13 protein-coding genes, 1 other RNA gene and 1 pseudogene are annotated in these 16,355 nt (G+C 48.9%); 9 read left to right on the top strand and 6 right to left on the bottom strand.

What is annotated here, in order from left to right; all coding sequences use genetic code 11:
- Nucleotides 1-128: 128 nt before the first annotated feature.
- A pseudogene (locus FTT63_RS15825) lies at nucleotides 129-203 on the bottom strand (DUF4102 domain-containing protein); the annotation flags it as partial.
- A 183-nt stretch (nucleotides 204-386) separates the two neighbouring features.
- Nucleotides 387-746, bottom strand: a transfer-messenger RNA (tmRNA) gene (gene ssrA, locus FTT63_RS13400).
- Nucleotides 747-878: 132 nt separating this feature from the next.
- Here ssrA and glpK point away from each other — a divergent pair.
- The gene (glpK, locus tag FTT63_RS13395; protein WP_180192407.1) at nucleotides 879-2,363 is read left to right on the top strand and encodes a glycerol kinase GlpK; all 1,485 of its coding nucleotides are present in this window, start codon (nucleotides 879-881) and stop codon (nucleotides 2,361-2,363) included.
- Between the two features lie 121 nt (nucleotides 2,364-2,484).
- Here the strand turns inward: glpK and FTT63_RS13390 are convergent, their stop codons facing one another.
- Nucleotides 2,485-2,982 carry a thioesterase family protein gene (locus tag FTT63_RS13390; RefSeq protein WP_034597877.1) on the bottom strand — a complete coding sequence of 166 codons (498 nt, stop codon included), beginning with the start codon at nucleotides 2,980-2,982 and terminating at the stop codon, nucleotides 2,485-2,487.
- Nucleotides 2,983-3,090: 108 nt separating this feature from the next.
- Between FTT63_RS13390 and hemB the strand changes: the two genes are divergently transcribed.
- The gene (gene hemB, locus FTT63_RS13385; RefSeq protein ID WP_180192406.1) at nucleotides 3,091-4,104 is read left to right on the top strand and encodes a porphobilinogen synthase; all 1,014 of its coding nucleotides are present in this window, start codon (nucleotides 3,091-3,093) and stop codon (nucleotides 4,102-4,104) included.
- A 16-nt stretch (nucleotides 4,105-4,120) separates the two neighbouring features.
- Nucleotides 4,121-5,245 (top strand): glycine oxidase ThiO, encoded by a 1,125-nt coding sequence (thiO, locus tag FTT63_RS13380; protein ID WP_180192405.1) that lies wholly within the window; start codon nucleotides 4,121-4,123, stop codon nucleotides 5,243-5,245.
- A gap of 67 nt (nucleotides 5,246-5,312) precedes the next feature.
- Here the strand turns inward: thiO and FTT63_RS13375 are convergent, their stop codons facing one another.
- The gene (locus tag FTT63_RS13375; RefSeq protein ID WP_034598225.1) at nucleotides 5,313-5,762 is read right to left on the bottom strand and encodes an ABZJ_00895 family protein; all 450 of its coding nucleotides are present in this window, start codon (nucleotides 5,760-5,762) and stop codon (nucleotides 5,313-5,315) included.
- Between the two features lie 407 nt (nucleotides 5,763-6,169).
- Between FTT63_RS13375 and FTT63_RS13370 the strand changes: the two genes are divergently transcribed.
- From FTT63_RS13370 to FTT63_RS13360, 3 genes are read left to right on the top strand one after another with little or no spacing between them, the layout of a single operon-like run.
- On the top strand, nucleotides 6,170-7,420 hold the full coding sequence (locus tag FTT63_RS13370) for an exonuclease SbcCD subunit D C-terminal domain-containing protein (protein WP_104500052.1): 1,251 nt from the start codon (nucleotides 6,170-6,172) through the stop codon (nucleotides 7,418-7,420).
- 9 nt (nucleotides 7,421-7,429) lie between these two features.
- Nucleotides 7,430-11,035 (top strand): AAA family ATPase, encoded by a 3,606-nt coding sequence (locus FTT63_RS13365; protein ID WP_180192404.1) that lies wholly within the window; start codon nucleotides 7,430-7,432, stop codon nucleotides 11,033-11,035.
- Nucleotides 11,036-11,038: 3 nt separating this feature from the next.
- Nucleotides 11,039-12,136: an acyltransferase gene (locus tag FTT63_RS13360; protein ID WP_180192403.1), complete on the top strand. Its 1,098-nt coding sequence runs from the start codon at nucleotides 11,039-11,041 to the stop codon at nucleotides 12,134-12,136.
- A gap of 45 nt (nucleotides 12,137-12,181) precedes the next feature.
- On the opposite strand, the gene FTT63_RS13355 is transcribed toward FTT63_RS13360, so the two are convergent.
- Nucleotides 12,182-12,868, bottom strand: a complete 687-nt coding sequence (locus FTT63_RS13355; protein ID WP_180192402.1) for a YggS family pyridoxal phosphate-dependent enzyme — start codon at nucleotides 12,866-12,868, stop codon at nucleotides 12,182-12,184.
- Between the two features lie 123 nt (nucleotides 12,869-12,991).
- Between FTT63_RS13355 and FTT63_RS13350 the strand changes: the two genes are divergently transcribed.
- Both FTT63_RS13350 and FTT63_RS13345 read left to right on the top strand, forming a co-directional pair.
- Nucleotides 12,992-14,029, top strand: a complete 1,038-nt coding sequence (locus FTT63_RS13350) for a type IV pilus twitching motility protein PilT (protein WP_180192401.1) — start codon at nucleotides 12,992-12,994, stop codon at nucleotides 14,027-14,029.
- Between the two features lie 27 nt (nucleotides 14,030-14,056).
- Nucleotides 14,057-15,175, top strand: a complete 1,119-nt coding sequence (locus tag FTT63_RS13345) for a PilT/PilU family type 4a pilus ATPase (protein WP_005179770.1) — start codon at nucleotides 14,057-14,059, stop codon at nucleotides 15,173-15,175.
- A 72-nt stretch (nucleotides 15,176-15,247) separates the two neighbouring features.
- Here FTT63_RS13345 and fur read toward each other — a convergent pair whose 3' ends face one another.
- On the bottom strand, nucleotides 15,248-15,685 hold the full coding sequence (fur, locus tag FTT63_RS13340) for a ferric iron uptake transcriptional regulator (RefSeq protein WP_005179771.1): 438 nt from the start codon (nucleotides 15,683-15,685) through the stop codon (nucleotides 15,248-15,250).
- A gap of 112 nt (nucleotides 15,686-15,797) precedes the next feature.
- On the opposite strand from fur, the gene FTT63_RS13335 reads away from it, so the two are divergent.
- Entirely contained in the window at nucleotides 15,798-16,196 is a 399-nt protein-coding gene (locus FTT63_RS13335) for an outer membrane protein assembly factor BamE (RefSeq protein WP_005179773.1), read from the top strand.
- The last annotated feature ends 159 nt before the right edge of the window (nucleotides 16,197-16,355 follow it).

Here is a 16,355-nt window from a genome sequence, read left to right as displayed (position 1 = left end):
GAAATTCATGCACGTGTAGCAGTCCTCAACAGATTTACGGAATTAGGTCGACCACTTACCCAAGTTACGCCTTAAATTTGGCTCAATTAGGGGCGCTTTGCATTTCAAATCTTTGTGCAACAAAGCCGACCGTTACTATCAGAAAGGCGGTACTGTTTTTCCTTCGGTAATGCTTTTTTACACAGCACATCAGTAAGCGACATATCTTTGTCCCACATAATTAAACTTATTTAGTGGGTCAAATTGTCCCAATTTTGACCCCCAGAAAGCAAAAATTGGGTCAAATTGCATAGGACAGCACTGGACAATACAGCCAATAAAAAAGCCTTTAAACATTGAGTTTAAAGGCTTTTTTAGATTCCGATGGATTACTTCGGAAAGAATTTTGGTGGAGGTGGCGGGAGTTGAACCCGCGTCCGCCAACACTACGCTCGAGAATACTACATGCTTAGATATCGTCTATTGTTTTAACACTTTAAGACCCGACGAACAGGGTTCAAAGTGCGATCCTCTAAGTTTGGTATAAAGCCCCGAGGCTTGGCTCTATACGGACTTGTGTGCGTTCGCTTCGGTCGGGTTCACTGACCACAAGTATTCAGTGAAGCGGACAAGCGGCCCTTAGGCAGCTAGAGCGTAAGTTTCGTCGTTTGCGACTATTTAAATGCAAATTTGATTTACGAGAGAAAATGCGCTCTCGGCATGCATCTATGAGTTTCATCATCAGCGTCGAAGCCAATAACACCCCCAGATTACAGCGCCATCATAGCATAAAAGTTGAAAATTACGAGATCATTTCACAACTATTCACCGCAAGATCTGCGCTTAATAACATAATTGCGCTAATATTTTAAATTTCAAGTCAGATAACAGTATAAATTATGACTTATTTACTCGCCCTGGATCAGGGCACGACCTCAAGTCGCGCGATTATTTTTAATGAACACGGAAAGGTTCAGGCCAGCGCGCAACGCGAAACCCAAATCAACACCCCGCAATCCGGCTGGGTGGAACAGGATGCCCAGGAAATCTGGAGCAGCCAGATGGCCGTGGTGCAACAGGCGCTGGCATCCGCACGGATTCTGGCCAAAGATATTCAGGCCATTGGCCTCACCAACCAGCGGGAAACCACCATCGTCTGGGACAAACGCCATGGCCAGCCCTTGGCGCCGGCCATCATCTGGCAAGACCGGCGCGCAGCCGACTGGTGTAATCAGCTGCTGCAACAGGGACTGCAACAAAAAATACAGCAGACCACCGGATTACTAATTGACCCTTATTTTAGTGCCGGCAAGCTGGTCTGGTTGCTTAAGCATATTCCCGGTCTGGCCGAACTGGCAACGCAAGGTCATGTTGCCTTTGGTACCGTCGATAGCTGGCTAATCTGGAACCTGACCCAAGGCGCCGAGCATGTAATTGAAGTCAGCAATGCCTCACGCACCATGCTCATGAATTTACAAACCCAAAGCTGGGATGAAGAACTGCTGCAACTTTTTCAGATTCCCGCTTCGGTCTTACCAAAAATCATCAGTTCCGATCATTATGTAGCCGATACCGCTGCCGGCTTACTCGGTGCCCGAATTCCAATCAGCGGCATTCTGGGTGATCAGCAATCAGCCCTGTTCGGCCAATCCTGTTTTGAGCCGGGCATGGCCAAAAACACTTATGGTACCGGCTGCTTTATGCTGTTTAATACCGGTTCGACACTGCAATACAGCCAGAATAAGCTGCTCAGTACCCTGGCCTGGCAATGTCAGAATCAGACCCATTATGCGCTTGAAGGCAGTGTGTTTATGGCCGGTGCGATTGTGCAATGGCTACGCGATGGTTTGGGCATCATTCAACAGAGTGCCGAGGTCGAACAGCTGGCCAGTCAGGTCAGCGCTACCGATGGCGTGGTGCTGGTGCCGGCCTTTACCGGTCTAGGTGCGCCGCACTGGGACAGTAATGCGCGTGCCCTGCTCTGCGGTATGTCGCGTGGCACTCATAAAGCCCATATCGCCCGGGCAGCACTTGAAGCAATTGCCTTTCAGGTGGCCGATGTTCTCAGCGCGATGCAGTCAGATATTCAGCAACCGCTCAAAGAATTACGGGTCGATGGCGGTGCCAGCTGTAATGATATGCTGATGCAGTTTCAGGCCGATCTGCTCAATGTGCCAGTGTTAAGACCACAAATGCGAGAATCCACCGCCTGGGGTGCAGCGGCAATGGCCGGGCTTAAATCCGGGGTATTTAATAGCTTAAGTGATATTGCTGATAACTGGCAGCTGGAACGCGCGTTTGAACCCGGCATGGGAGAAGATCAGCGTCAGGCACATTTGCAAAAATGGCAACAGGCGCTAAAACGTGCCCGTTCCGATCTTTAAACGGCACACGCCCTGCGAAATCGCTCAAGCTTGATTTTTACGCTATTCACCGCGACTGATCCAAATAAAAAAACAGGCCCGATTGAGCCTGTTTTTTTATCTGCCAATCAATCCATTTGGATTAATAAGCATAAGACGCAATTGCGGTGGCAATGGCTTTATGTTCATCATTGACCAGAGTCATGCGCATGGTACAGCCTTTACGGCCCAAACGCAGGGTTTCAGCACGGGCCGTAAAATATTTGCCTCGCCCCGGCGCCAGATAATCCACCCGCATATCCACCGTGGCCAATCGGGTCACTTTCTTGATGGTATCAGGCAACTGCTCCGGCTCGGTGCGCTTATACAGCTCGCCCATCGCCACAATCCCGCCCACACTGTCCAGAATTGTCGCAGCCACCCCACCATGTAAAATCTGGAAAGCCACATTGCCAATCAGCTGCGGCTGCATCTCGATATAGGCTTCAATCTGCTGATCCACCACGCGCATCTGCATACCGTTATGCTTAAAAAATGGTGAACTGTTAAAGGCCTGACACAATTGCTGTAAGACGACATCAATATCTACTTTCGAACCCAAATGAATGCCTCCGGTCCACTTTTTTGCCATATCGCTCATAAATTGGCCAATTACCTTAAATTGAGAAAAAACGCATGTATTTTGCCCCACAATCCTGTTTATGGGTCTACAATATTGCCTAGTTTAATACTGATCAGTGAGATTGTTATGACTTATACGTTCAATCGTCCCGCATTTCCTGCCACTCGTATGCGTCGTATCCGTAAAAATGACCAGCTACGTGCCATGGTGCGAGAAACCCAGCTCACGGTTGATCATCTCATTTATCCAGTATTTGTTTTACCCGGTCAGAACCAGACCCAAGATATTCCGAGCATGCCTAATATTCAGCGCCTGTCGGCTGATCTGCTGCTGAAAAAAGCCGAACACCTGCTGGAACTGGGTGTGTCTAAACTGGCGCTTTTCCCGGTCACCCCACAAGAAGATAAAAGCCTGACCGCCGAAGCTGCCTGGCGTGAAGATGGCCTGGTACAAAGCACGGTCCGTTTACTGAAAAAAGAACTCCCGGAGATGGTGCTGATTACCGATGGCGCCCTCGATCCATACACCACCCATGGTCAAGACGGCATTATTGATGACAGCGGTTATGTGCTAAATGATGAAACCGTAGCAGCCTTAATCAAGCAATGCTTAAGCCATGCCGAAGCCGGTGCCGATGTGGTGGCACCAAGTGACATGATGGATGGCCGTATTGGTGCTATCCGTCAGGCACTGGAAGCACAAGGTCATATCTATACCAACATCATGGCTTACTCGGCCAAATATGCTTCCAGCTTTTATGGCCCGTTCCGGGATGCCGTCGGCTCGGCCAGCAATTTAAAAGGCGGCAATAAATACAATTACCAGATGGATATTGGCAACCGTGCAGAAGCGCTGCATGAAATCGCGCTGGATATTCAGGAAGGCGCCGACATGGTGATTGTCAAACCGGGTATGCCGTATCTGGATATTGTCCGTGAAGTCAAAGATACCTTCGCTGTGCCGACTTTTGTCTATCAGGTCAGTGGCGAATACGCGATGCTGGCTGCTGCCATTCAAAATGGCTGGTTATCCGACAGCGTGATCATTGAATCGCTGATGAGCTGCCGCCGTGCCGGTGCCGATGGCATTTGGACCTACTTTGCAGAAGAAGCCGCACTCAACCTCAAAGACATGAAATAAGGATATTGCCACTGCAATGAAGCACATTGCCATGATTGGCGCCGGCATTAGTGGACTGATGTCGGCGCTGGAGCTATTGGAACAGGGCTGCTCGGTCAGTATTTTTGATCAGCAGCAATCCGGTCAGGCAGCCTCCTGGGCCGGTGGTGGTATTCTCTCTCCAATGTATCCGTGGCGTTATCCGGCTGCGGTAAATGTGCTGGCGCAATCGGCCAAAACTGAATATCTGCGCTGGAATGCTAAACTTCAGCCTGACACCGGTATTGATTTTCAGATCCATGAAACCGGTATGCTGATTTTTGATGAAAGCGATTTTGACATCGGTCTGAATTTCGCCGAGCTGTTTCAGCAACCGATGCAGCAGGCAGAGCATCTGCACAGTACCGAACTGCATCAGCTGAATCCGCATATTTCCGCACAGTTCCAGCAGGCCATCTATTTCCCGCAGCTGGCCAATGTGCGTAATCCGCGTTTATTACAGTCAATTCTGTGCTATTTAAAGCAGCATCCACGGGTGCAGCTGTTTGAACACTGCCCGATTGAACGCCTAGAGCTGCACGGTCAGCAGGTATGCGCTATTGTCGATCAGGCCGGACAGCGTTATCAGGCCGATGACTATGTCTTGACCACCGGGGCCTGGTCAGCGCGCTGGGCCGAGCAGCTTGATGTACAGATTCCGGTACGTCCGGTGCATGGACAGATGGTGCTATTCAAAACTCCAGAAAACTGGCTGCCCACCATGTGCATGAATCAAGTCATGTATCTGATTCCGCGTCAGGACGGCCATATTGTCTGTGGTTCCAGTATGGCAGAACAGGGCTTTGATACCCGTTTGAATGCCGATACCACGGCCCATATTCTGGAGGCCAGTTATGCCATGGTGCCGGCCTTAAAAGACCTGCCTATTATCAAGCAATGGGCCGGTTTACGCCCGGGCTCACCAGACGGCGGTATTCCCTATATTGGCTTAATGCCGGAGTTTGACAATCTGTGGGCCAATTTTGGCCATTTCCGTAATGGTCTATGTATGGCACCAGCCTCTGCGCGTTTGCTGCGTCAACTGCTATTGGGCCAGACTCCGGATGTATCTCCTGAGGCTTATAGTCCGGCCCGTTTACAGCATGCTGCACTGGCCAGTTAAGATTGGAACAATTCCCCTACCCGAGATGAGGCGAAGGGAAAATACGTCAGATGATTTAGCCCTGATGCTATGAACCAAACATTTTCGCCGCCATCCGCTGCGCCTGTTTGCCATAAAACCAGTACGTCAGCAGATACAGCGGAATGGCAATTAATAACCACATAATCACCACCACGCTTAAAAATTGCGGCTGCTGTAAATACAGCAGAAAATCCTGCCAGATGGTTGGATTCTGACGGGAAAAAATCCAGATGCCGAGTAATAAAAAGGCCAGATTATAGCCCCAGAAAATCAGGCTAAAACCCAAGGTCAGCTTTTTACGCTCGGCCTGAGACGGTGCGCGCTGCTGCTGTTTTAAAAATTTAAACAGCACCCAGATCATGGCAACCAAGTAAGGCACTGCGGTTAAAATGCCGCCCACACCTGCCGGTAACAATGCAGCCAGTACCCCGCAGATACAGGTAAAGATCAGACAGAAAAATAAAAACCAGAGAAAATAACGTGTTAGAGAAATCATTAAACTGTCTACCTGAGCCATAAGCAACTAGTATAAAAAAAATTGATTTTTTTTGCATGATCCTGTCAACCGTTGTGCCCGAACAGGCGTTATATAGGGCACAAGCTTCATCTCCGGCGAATTTGTAACGGCATCCACAAATTTTTCGGGAAGCTTTGCTAAAGCAATAAGCGAATGTGAATCAAGTTTTTGTATAGCAGCCAAATGCTTTGTTCATCGCACTTTTTATTTGGCCGACGATTTATCATCACTCGAATCGTCGGCTTTTATTTGTCTGGCCTTTGCTGGTGAGCAGTACTCATCATCCCAACAAGAAAGATTAAACCTTAGCGTTTTATACCGGTACAGAATTTTAAATTTCGCCCTCAGCTATAGTATGCTTGCCTAAAGCAAAACAGGTTGATGACATGGCAGTGCATTTTTTTCATACGTCAGATTGGCATTTGGGGCAATTTTTCCATAACCACGATCGTGAATATGAACATGCACAGTTTTTAGACTGGTTATTAGAACAAATCCAGGAAAAACAGCCGAATGCCCTGTTTATTGCCGGGGATATTTTTGATGTGATTAACCCGGCCTCCAGCGCGCAGCGCCAGCTGTACCAGTTTCTGGCCGATGCTCATGCCATTGCACCGCACATGCAAACCCTGATGATTGCCGGTAACCATGACTCCGGCTACCGCATTGAACAGGTGGAACCGTTGCTGGCCAAGTTTAAGGCCAAGGCGGTTGGGGTGATTCAGCGCAATACCGACAACCAGCTGGATCTCGACCGTTTACTGGTGCCCATTTATGATGCCGAAAACAAAGTTATTGCCTGGTGTCTGACCCTGCCGTTTTTGCGCACTGCGGAAATTACCGGACTGAATGAGCAGACCCAGAACGCCCAGAATGCGATTGCCTATTTACATCAGCAGTTGATTGCCGAAGCCAAACGCCGTAAAACGGAAGATCAGGCACTAATCCTGATGTCACATGCGCATATGCAAGGTGGCGAAACCTCAGATTCAGAACGGCCGATCATTATTGGTCATGAAGAAGCACTTTCCACTGCCCTATTTGATGATGTGATTGACTATGTCGCGCTGGGGCATCTGCATAAACCGCAAAAAGTCCAGCATCCACATATCCGCTATAGCGGCTCTCCAATTCCGCTGTCTTTTAGTGAAATCCAGTACAAGCATCAGGTGCTCGAGGTCAAGATTGACCCGCAGGCTGCGCCCGAACAGCGCCTGCAACTGGGCTCACTGCTGATTCCGCGCAGTGTACAGCTGCACCGTATTCGCGGCAGTCTGGATGAAGTGTTTCAGCAACTGAAAGCCCTCCCGCAAGGTACGGTGGAACGCATCTGCCAGCGTGATTATCTGGAAATTGAATACAGCACCGATGTACCACCACCGGTCGATTTACGCCAACAGATTGAACAGACCTTGCCTGAACAGCGCTATCGCCTGTTACGCATTTGCCGGGTCTATAGCCCGCAGGAAGATCAGACCGCAGATCAGTCCAAAATTGATCTGGCACCGCCCACACCAGACAGCTTATTCAAACAGCTATGGAGCAAAATGGGCTATCAGCCGGATGCTTCGGTCGAGCGAGATTTTATGCAGCTGCTGATTGAAGCGCAGCACAGCCTTGAACAAGAACAGCCATAAGGATCAGACATGAAAATTTTACGTTTAAGTCTGAACAATCTGGCTTCTATTGCCGGCACCCAAGACATCAACTTTGAAAGCGCACCTTTGGCACATGCTGGCCTGATTGCGATTACCGGAAAAACCGGGGCCGGTAAATCGACCCTGCTTGATGCCATGTGTCTGGCACTATATGACCAGATTCCGCGTTTAAACGGCGCCGCCGGGGCGCTTAAAGATGCCAGCGGTCAGGGCATCTCGATTAAAGATTCTAAAAATATTCTGCGCCGCGGCTGTACCCAAGGCTTTGCCGAACTGGAATTTATTGCGCTGGATCAAAAGCGTTATCTGGCGCGCTGGGAAGTGCGCCGCGCCCGTAACAAGGTCGATGGCAATTTAAAAGTCGAACGCGCGATTACTGCTGTGGAAGATCAGCGCGTGCTGACCCAGAAAATTTCGGAATGCACCCCGACTGTTGAAAAGCTGATTGGGCTGAGTTTTGAGCAGTTTACCCGCGCCGTCTTGCTGGCCCAGTCTGAAGTGGGTGCATTTTTAAAGGCTAAAGATCAGGACCGCGCCGACTTGCTGGAATATCTGACCAATTCCCATATTTTCAGTCTGGTCAGTCAGAAAGCCTTTGAAAAAATCCGCCAGATTCGCAGCGAAAAAGAACAGTTACAACAGCTGATGGGGCATATTGACCTGCTCAGTGATGAACAGCTACAAGCCCTGCAACAGCAGCATGCCCAGAGCAAACTGAGTCTGCATGAAAAACTGCAAAGCGAAAAACTGCTGCTGAATGATTTAAGCTGGTACAAGCAGCAGCATCGTCTGCACAGTGAAATTCAGGCCAAAAAAGAATTTTATCTGGTGCAGGTCGATGCCAACCAGAAAATGCAGCCGCAGCGTGACCTGCTGGTGCAGCTGGACCAGTTTCAGGAAATTCGTGAACAGTATCTGCAGCAGCGCCAGCAACAGTTGCAACAGCAACAGCTGGCGCAGCAACTTGAGCAATTCCAGCCGGAATATCAACACTGTGAACAGCAGCATCAGCAGGCACAGCAGCAGCTGGAACAATTGCAGCACAGCGCGCAACAACAGCAGAAAGAACAGCTACAGTTACAACCCGTGTTAGAACAGGCACTACAGCTGGATGGCCAGATTGAGCATCTGATTCAGCGCTATAAAGAAGCCGATGCCCAGCTGAAACAGATTCAACATGAAAAAATTACGCCACTAACCACCCAGCAGCACGGCCAGCAACAGCACTTACAGCAGTTGCATATGCAGTTAGAACATCTGGAACAGCAATCGGTCCAGCATACCTTTCTGGCAGTATTTGACCGTGAGCCGCACAGTATTCTGCAACGCTTGCAGCAATTCCAGAAACTGCAACAACAGCTACAGCAGCAGGCGCCGGTACATGCACACAGTTCACTGGCTCAACTGCAACAGCAGCTAGATGATGTAAAACAGCAACAGGCCGATGCGCTCCAGCAGGCCGGCTCACTGGCTGAACTGGAACAGCAAGCCACAGAACTGGAACAGCAGCAGGTACAGCACCAGCAACACAGCCAACAGCTGGAACAAGCCCTGTTCCTGTTACAACACATGCTGAACGAGCAGCAGGAACAGCAGCAATTACAGCAGCACATGACCCAGCTTCAGGCCGAGCTGAGCAGCTTGCAACAGGCGCAAACTGAAGCACAGCAGCACTACCGGAATGCCCAGACGGCACGTGAACAGCTGGAACAGATTTTTGCCCAGCAGCGTTTATTGCAGGCACAAAGTGTGCAGGAGTTGCGTCAGCAGCTGCAAGCAGAACAGCCGTGTATGGTCTGCGGTAGTACTGAGCATCCATTTGTCAGTCATCAGGATTTGCTGGAATCTGCACTGCAGTCGGTGCAGGACACCCAGTTACAACAGGCCCAGCAGCAGGAACAGCAGTGCCAGCAGCAGCTCCAGCAATTACAACTACAACATTCCAAACAGCAAACCCTGCTGGAACAGAAACAGCTACGCTCTAGCCAGCTTCAAGACAGTGTGCAACAGAAACTGCAGCAGGTTCAAAAGCTCAGCCCAAGCACACAGCTGGATGATACAGCACACGATCTGACCGCCTTGCAGACCACACTGCAACACAAGCTAAATCAGCAGCAACAGCAGTTACAGCAGCTAAAAACTTGCCAGCAACAGCTGAAAAGCCAGACCCAGCAGCTGCAACATTTGCAGCAACAGATTCAGTCCCTGCAGTTACTCTGTCAGCAATTCCAGCAGCTGGAACAACTGATTGAACCGGTTACCCAGGCACTGGAGCCGGCCCAGCAAGCGCAATGGGCGAACCAGGCCGAGATGTGTCAGACTCTTATTGCCCTGCTGAGCAGCCGGACTCAATACCTGCAACAGCGCGAGCAATGCCTGCAACAGCAGCAGGAATTACAGCGCCAGATCAAAGACGGCGAACAGCAACTACAGTTCTATCAGCAGCAACAGCAACAGCTGAGCAATGACCTTACCCATGCACAAACTCAAGGCAGCCAGTTGCGCCAGCAGGTACGTGATCTCAGCCAGCAACATGCTGGACAGGTGCTGGATACCGGCAAAGCCTGGCAGCAGCTGTTACGAGAGCAGCAGCAACAACTCCAGCAGCAGGTAGAACAGCAACACCTGCACTGCCGTCAGCTGGAACAGCAATTCCAGCAGGCGCAGCTGAAACAGCAAGACCTGCATACACGCCAGCAGCAGCTTCTGGAAAGTGTACAGCAGCTACAGCACAACATTCAGCAGTGGCAAAGCCAGCATCCACAGTTCACTGCCGAGAAGATTGAGCAGTGTCTGGGTATTGATCTGGCCAGCTGGCAGGCCATGCGTCAGGCCATCCAGCAACAGCAGCAAGCCATGCTCAGTGCACAAAGTGCGCTGGATGTATTGCAGGAGCAATTCCAGCAGCATCAGGCCCAGCAACCAACTGCCAGCTATGATGAGGTGACCACCCAACTGGAACAGCTGGAACAAGAAAAAAACAGCTTGCAGGAGCAGTTTAACCAGCTGGAAACCCAGTTACGCATGCAGCAACAGGCGCAGGCACAACTGTCCAAATTCCAGAGCCAGATTGAAAAAATTCAGGCTGAAGAATATCGCTGGGGCCGGATTGCCGATTTAATTGGCAGCAAGGAAGGCACCAAATTCCAGAAAATTGCCCAGGAACATCATCTGGATATTCTGGTGGAACATGCCAACCAGCAACTGCAGCCACTGGCGCCGCGTTATCAGCTACAACGTATTCCCAACAGTCTGGGCCTCGCGATTCTGGATCATGACATGAATGGCGAAATCCGGCCGGTACTGTCTTTATCGGGGGGTGAAACCTTCCTGGTATCACTGGCGCTGGCACTGGCCATTGCCAATATGGCCTCCGGCTCCATGAAACTGGAATCGCTGTTTATTGATGAAGGCTTTGGGACGCTCGATCCGGCCTCGCTACATATGGTGATGAACGCACTCGACCGGCTGCAAAGCCAGGGCCGTAAAGTGGTGCTGATTTCCCATATTCAGGAAATTCACGAACGGATTCCGGTCCAAATTCAGGTCAAACCAATTGGTGCTGGGGCCAGTACCCTGCAGATCGTAGGCTAGACCATGTTCTGGCACTATCATCCGCTCTCGCCGCAGCTCAGCCTGCAGCTGGAAAGCCTGCGCGGATGGAGTGCCATTCTGGTGCTGTTCAGCCACTGTTTTCAGGCCTTTATTGGTCCGCTGGATCAAACCCTCTATTCGGGTGTGCGTCTGCTCGGACAAGCCGCAGTGATGATGTTCTTTGTTCTAAGCGGCTATCTGATTGGACATTCCATCCGTCACAATATCCATCGCCATCGACAGTTTTCAGGCTTGGCCTATAGCCGGCAACGCTGCCAGCGTATTCTGGGACCATTTTTATTTGCCATGTTGCTGACCTTGTTATTGTATGCACTGGCGCCCTATTTCTTTGCATCCGGCTCCCATAACATTGAGGCGAGCCAAAGCTTTATGATCCGGCACAGCTATGACATTAGTGCAGCCGATTTTCTCGGTTCACTGTTTTTCGTCAATGGTTTTGTAACGCCGACCGTATCGGCCAATGCTGCCCTCTGGAGCCTGAGTTATGAAGTCTGGTTTTATATTCTGGCCGGTTGTCTGGTGACATTCAGACCTGGGAGCATCCTGCTGTTTTTAACCCTGCTGCTTGGCTTAAGCCTGCTCAATATCCAGTTCCTGATTTATTTTCTGGTCTGGTTGTTGGCTTTTGCTTTTGCCAGTCCGGCATGGAGCAAACAGATTCCAGCCGCCCAACTGCACTATTTTAAATCCGGTTTTCTGCTCTTGGCGCTGCTGATTGCCCTGTTTGATGCCTACCAGTTTCACTCCATTTATCTGGCGCAGTACTATACTGGCGAAAATTTCAGGCTGTTTAACCTGTGTATCGGGATTGCAGCGGCCTGCTGGCTGCTACAACTGGCGCGTGGTGAACGGCAGATTCAGGTGATCTGGCCGGCTTCCGCGCAGTTTTCCTATACCCTGTATATCACCCATTTCCCGTTGCTGATTTTTATCCTGGGCTGTTTTCCGTTTACGCTGCAGCACGGTTTAGGAGTAGCTCTGCTCAGCCTGATTATCACAATGGCGGTGCTGATTGGTTTTGCCTGGCTGGTGGCGCAAAAACTGGAACCACCACGCCGGATTGAACGACACTTATCCTAAGCAGGCTGTGACACCAAAGAACAATCTGAATATTGTAATGCAGCATTATTTCGAATAATCGCGCGCACCAAATAATGCCGTACCAATCCGCACCATGGTCGAACCTGCGGCAATTGCTGCATTTAAATCACCGGACATGCCCATACTTAACGTATCCCAATCTGCAGGCTGTGCATGTTGCGCCTTGACCGTATCAAATAACTGTTTGGCCTCCTGAAAGGCGGCAGTGTTATTTGGTGCAGGAATTACCATCAGGCCACGTAAACGTAAATTCGGCAACCGACTGATCTGCTCGACCAGCGCCGGTACTTCGGCAGGGCTACAGCCATCTTTGCTATCCTGTCCATCAATATTGACCTGCAGGCAGATATTCAGTGGCGCCTGCTGATCGCTGCGCTGATTGGACAAGCGCTCAGCAATAATCAGCCGGTCTACCCCATGCACCCAGGCAAATTTTTCAGCCAGATGTTTGGTTTTGTTGCGCTGCACATGGCCAATAAAATGCCACTCAATCTCTAAATCCTGCAGCGCCTCAATTTTTTCCAGCGCTTCCTGTAAATAGTTTTCGCCAAAGGCTCGCTGTCCGGTCTGGTACATTTCCTGCAACACAGCACTCGGATGGGTTTTGGAAACCGCCAGCAGCTGGACCTCTGCCGGGTCACGCTGCGCCTGCTGACAGGCATGCTGAATTTGTTCTAACACATGTTGACGCGATTTTTGCAGGCTATTCATTGATGCGGTTCTCATTTTCATTCATCTTTTTTACTTTGCCCTCGTGCTAGGTGTTGGTTAAGCTGAGGGAAAGCCGTATTATTCTAACAAAATAATTAAGATTTATATGATCTCGGGGAACTTATGGATATTACAGAACTATTGGCCTTTTCGGCAAAAAATGGGGCATCGGATTTACACCTGTCGGCAGGCATGCCGCCACTGATTCGTGTGGATGGTGAAGTACGCCGCATCAATTTGCCCGCCTTGGAACATAAAGAAGTACACAAATTAGTGTACGACATTATGAATGATAAACAACGTCGTGATTATGAAGAAAATCTAGAAACGGACTTTTCTTTTGAAGTCCCAGGCGTGGCTCGTTTCCGTGTGAACGCATTTAACCAAAACCGTGGTGCAGGTGCAGTATTCCGTACCATTCCTTCTAAAGTTTTGACCCTTGAAGATTTGGGAATGGGACAAATCTTTAAAGATATTTGTGAATATCCACGTGGTTTGGTATTGGTGACAGGCCCAACGGGTTCAGGTAAATCAACCACACTTGCCGCGATGATTGACTTTATTAATGACAATCGCTACGACCATATTCTGACCGTCGAAGACCCAATCGAATTTGTACACCAATCTAAAAAATGTTTGGTTAACCAACGAGAAGTACACCGTGATACGCATGGCTTTAACGAAGCATTACGTTCGGCACTGCGTGAAGACCCTGACATTATTCTAGTGGGTGAGATGCGTGACTTAGAAACCATTCGTTTGGCACTGACTGCTGCTGAAACGGGTCACTTGGTATTTGGTACGCTACACACCACCTCTGCAGCAAAAACCATTGACCGTGTGATTGACGTATTCCCTGCCGAAGAAAAAGACATGGTACGTGCCATGTTGTCTGAATCTTTACAAGCCGTCATTTCACAATCCCTGCTCAAGAAAAATGGTGGTGGTCGTGTAGCTGCGTATGAAATCATGATTGGTATTCCTGCAGTGCGTAACCTGATTCGTGAAAACAAAGTAGCTCAAATGTACTCGGCAATTCAGACTGGTGCCAACTACGGTATGACCACCCTTGACCAGAGTTTGAAAAACTTGGTATCGCGCGGTGTGATTAGCCCACAAACGGCTCGTACGGTTGCAAAACAGCCAGAATCGTTCCTCTAATCGTGTGCAGGAAGCCAGGACAGCGCTATGGACTTTAATGATTTATTGAATTTAATGATTCAGCAAAAAGCATCGGACCTGTTTATTACGGCCGATGTTGAGCCTTCCATGAAAATTAACGGCCAGATTGTGCCAGTGGCCAAATCCAAACTGACCGGGGAAATTGTTGGCCAGCTGCTCAACTCGATTATGACCGACAAGCAGCGCAAGGAATTTGCCGATACCCGTGAATGTAACTTTGCCATCACCAACCGTGATAAAAGCGCACGTTTCCGTGTCAGCGCTTTTCAGCAGCGTGATGAACCGGGCATGGTGCTGCGTCGGATTGAAACCAAAATTCCGACCATGGAAGAACTGAAACTGCCACCGATTTTAAAAGATCTGGCCATGACCAAACGTGGCATCATCATCTTTGTCGGGGCAACCGGTACCGGTAAATCGACCTCTTTGGCGTCAATTATTGGTTATCGTAACCAGAATTCCAAAGGTCATATCATCACCATTGAAGACCCGATTGAATTTGTGCACGAACACGCCGGCTGTATTATTACCCAGCGTGAAGTAGGCATTGATACCGATTCGTTTGAAGTGGCACTGAAAAACACCTTGCGTCAGGCCCCAGATGTGATCCTGATTGGTGAGATCCGTTCACGTGAAACCATGGATTATGCAATTGCCTTTGCCGAAACCGGTCACCTGGTATTTGCCACCCTGCACGCCAACAACGCCAACCAAGCCATTGACCGGATTATCCACTTCTTTGAGGCTGACCGTCATGGCCAGCTGTTTATGGATTTATCACTGAACCTGAAAGCCATTGTGGCACAGCAGCTGATTCCTACTATTGATGGCAACTCACGTCGTGCCGCGATTGAACTGCTGATTAACTCGCCACTGGTGTCCGATTTAATCCGTAAAGGCGATGTGCACGAAATTAAAGACCTGATGAAGCGTTCACGTGAGTTGGGTATGCAAACCTTTGACCAGGCCCTGTATGACCTGTATAAAGCCAAGCAGATCAGCTACAAAGATGCCCTGAAACATGCTGACTCACCAAACGATTTGCGTCTGCAAATCAAGCTGTCGGAAGAAGGCGGCGAGCGTTTAATGCATGCCACTTCGAATATTACCTTCGACGGGCAATAATTTTAGGCAAAAAAAACAGGCTGATCTTCAGCCTGTTTTTATGGGTTGATTTATTGATGGGCAGTTTTGCGCTTATTTTTTACGGAACGCTTCGCGGCATTCCGGCGCATCGCAGTAGCCATATAAATTCAGTGAGTGACCGGTCAGTTCAAAACCAAACTTTTTCGCCACTTCATGCTGTTCGTGTTCAATCACGTCGTTGGTAAATTCCACCACTTTATTACAGTTCTGGCATACCAGATGGTCGTGGTGATCTTCCTGCATAATTTCAAAAACCGAATGATTATTTTCAAAATTATGACGCTCGATAATCCCCGCAGCTTCAAACTGTGTTAACACGCGATACACAGTTGCTAAACCCACATCTTCACCCTGTTCGAGTAAAGTCTTGTAAATATCTTCCGCGCTTAAGTGATGTTGTCTTGAATTTTCTAATAATTCCAATATTTTAATTCGTGGAAGTGTAACTTTAAGGCCAGCTTTGCGTAGATCTTGATTTGAAATAGGCATGAAAAAAGGTCTCTCAACAAAATTAAAGTTGGAATATGCAACAAAGTTAAGATGCAGTATGATCTATGCTTGGATCGAATGCATCAATAATTAATTGGGATAGTGTAGCAAAATGCAAAAAGTCATGTTGACGTTATTCGTCACTTCATTGCTCATGGGTTGTTCGACCTTGGGCGTTTATAAAGTAGATATTCCTCAAGGCACCCCCTTAACCCAAGCACAAGCAGCAAAAATTCAGGTCGGCATGAGCCACCAACAGGTCCGCTTTTTGCTGGGTAGCCCAACCATTTCAGATCCAATGAATCCTTTACGTTGGGACTATATTTACCATTATATCCCAGGAACCTATGCTAAAAAAGCCAAGATTCCCGCTGCACAAGGTCAACACTTAAAAATCTACTTCGATCAAACCGGTATTGTGCAGAAAATTGAAGGTTTAGAAACCATTCCTGAACAGCAACCAGGCTTACCGGGTTCAAAAGAAGCAATTTTAACCGCGCCCCCACTATAGCCCCTTTCAGATAAAAAGAAACCCCTCAGTGAGGTAATGCCAGTCAGTTAAGCAAATTTTAGTAAAATGTAGTAAAAATGAGTGTATGTAAATACGCTCATTTTTTTATGTCTTTATCTGAACATTTAGAATCCACTCTTGAACATGCTCTCCCATCAC

This window comes from Acinetobacter sp. C15, assembly GCF_013420645.1.
In the GTDB taxonomy this organism is placed as follows: domain Bacteria; phylum Pseudomonadota; class Gammaproteobacteria; order Pseudomonadales; family Moraxellaceae; genus Acinetobacter; species Acinetobacter indicus.
Note: the sequence above shows the minus strand (reverse complement) of the source record. Positions and strands in the feature narration are given on the sequence as shown.

What these genes read in the sequence shown, in the direction of transcription:
- glpK (WP_180192407.1), top strand. Translation starts at nt 879, where the DNA reads ATGACTTATTTACTCGCCCTGGATCAGGGCACGACCTCAAGTCGCGCG.
- FTT63_RS13390 (WP_034597877.1), bottom strand. Translation starts at nt 2,982, where the DNA reads ATGAGCGATATGGCAAAAAAGTGGACCGGAGGCATTCATTTGGGTTCG.
- hemB (WP_180192406.1), top strand. Translation starts at nt 3,091, where the DNA reads ATGACTTATACGTTCAATCGTCCCGCATTTCCTGCCACTCGTATGCGT.
- thiO (WP_180192405.1), top strand. Translation starts at nt 4,121, where the DNA reads ATGAAGCACATTGCCATGATTGGCGCCGGCATTAGTGGACTGATGTCG.
- FTT63_RS13375 (WP_034598225.1), bottom strand. Translation starts at nt 5,762, where the DNA reads ATGATTTCTCTAACACGTTATTTTCTCTGGTTTTTATTTTTCTGTCTG.
- FTT63_RS13370 (WP_104500052.1), top strand. Translation starts at nt 6,170, where the DNA reads ATGGCAGTGCATTTTTTTCATACGTCAGATTGGCATTTGGGGCAATTT.
- FTT63_RS13365 (WP_180192404.1), top strand. Translation starts at nt 7,430, where the DNA reads ATGAAAATTTTACGTTTAAGTCTGAACAATCTGGCTTCTATTGCCGGC.
- FTT63_RS13360 (WP_180192403.1), top strand. Translation starts at nt 11,039, where the DNA reads ATGTTCTGGCACTATCATCCGCTCTCGCCGCAGCTCAGCCTGCAGCTG.
- FTT63_RS13355 (WP_180192402.1), bottom strand. Translation starts at nt 12,868, where the DNA reads ATGAATAGCCTGCAAAAATCGCGTCAACATGTGTTAGAACAAATTCAG.
- FTT63_RS13350 (WP_180192401.1), top strand. Translation starts at nt 12,992, where the DNA reads ATGGATATTACAGAACTATTGGCCTTTTCGGCAAAAAATGGGGCATCG.
- FTT63_RS13345 (WP_005179770.1), top strand. Translation starts at nt 14,057, where the DNA reads ATGGACTTTAATGATTTATTGAATTTAATGATTCAGCAAAAAGCATCG.
- fur (WP_005179771.1), bottom strand. Translation starts at nt 15,685, where the DNA reads ATGCCTATTTCAAATCAAGATCTACGCAAAGCTGGCCTTAAAGTTACA.
- FTT63_RS13335 (WP_005179773.1), top strand. Translation starts at nt 15,798, where the DNA reads ATGCAAAAAGTCATGTTGACGTTATTCGTCACTTCATTGCTCATGGGT.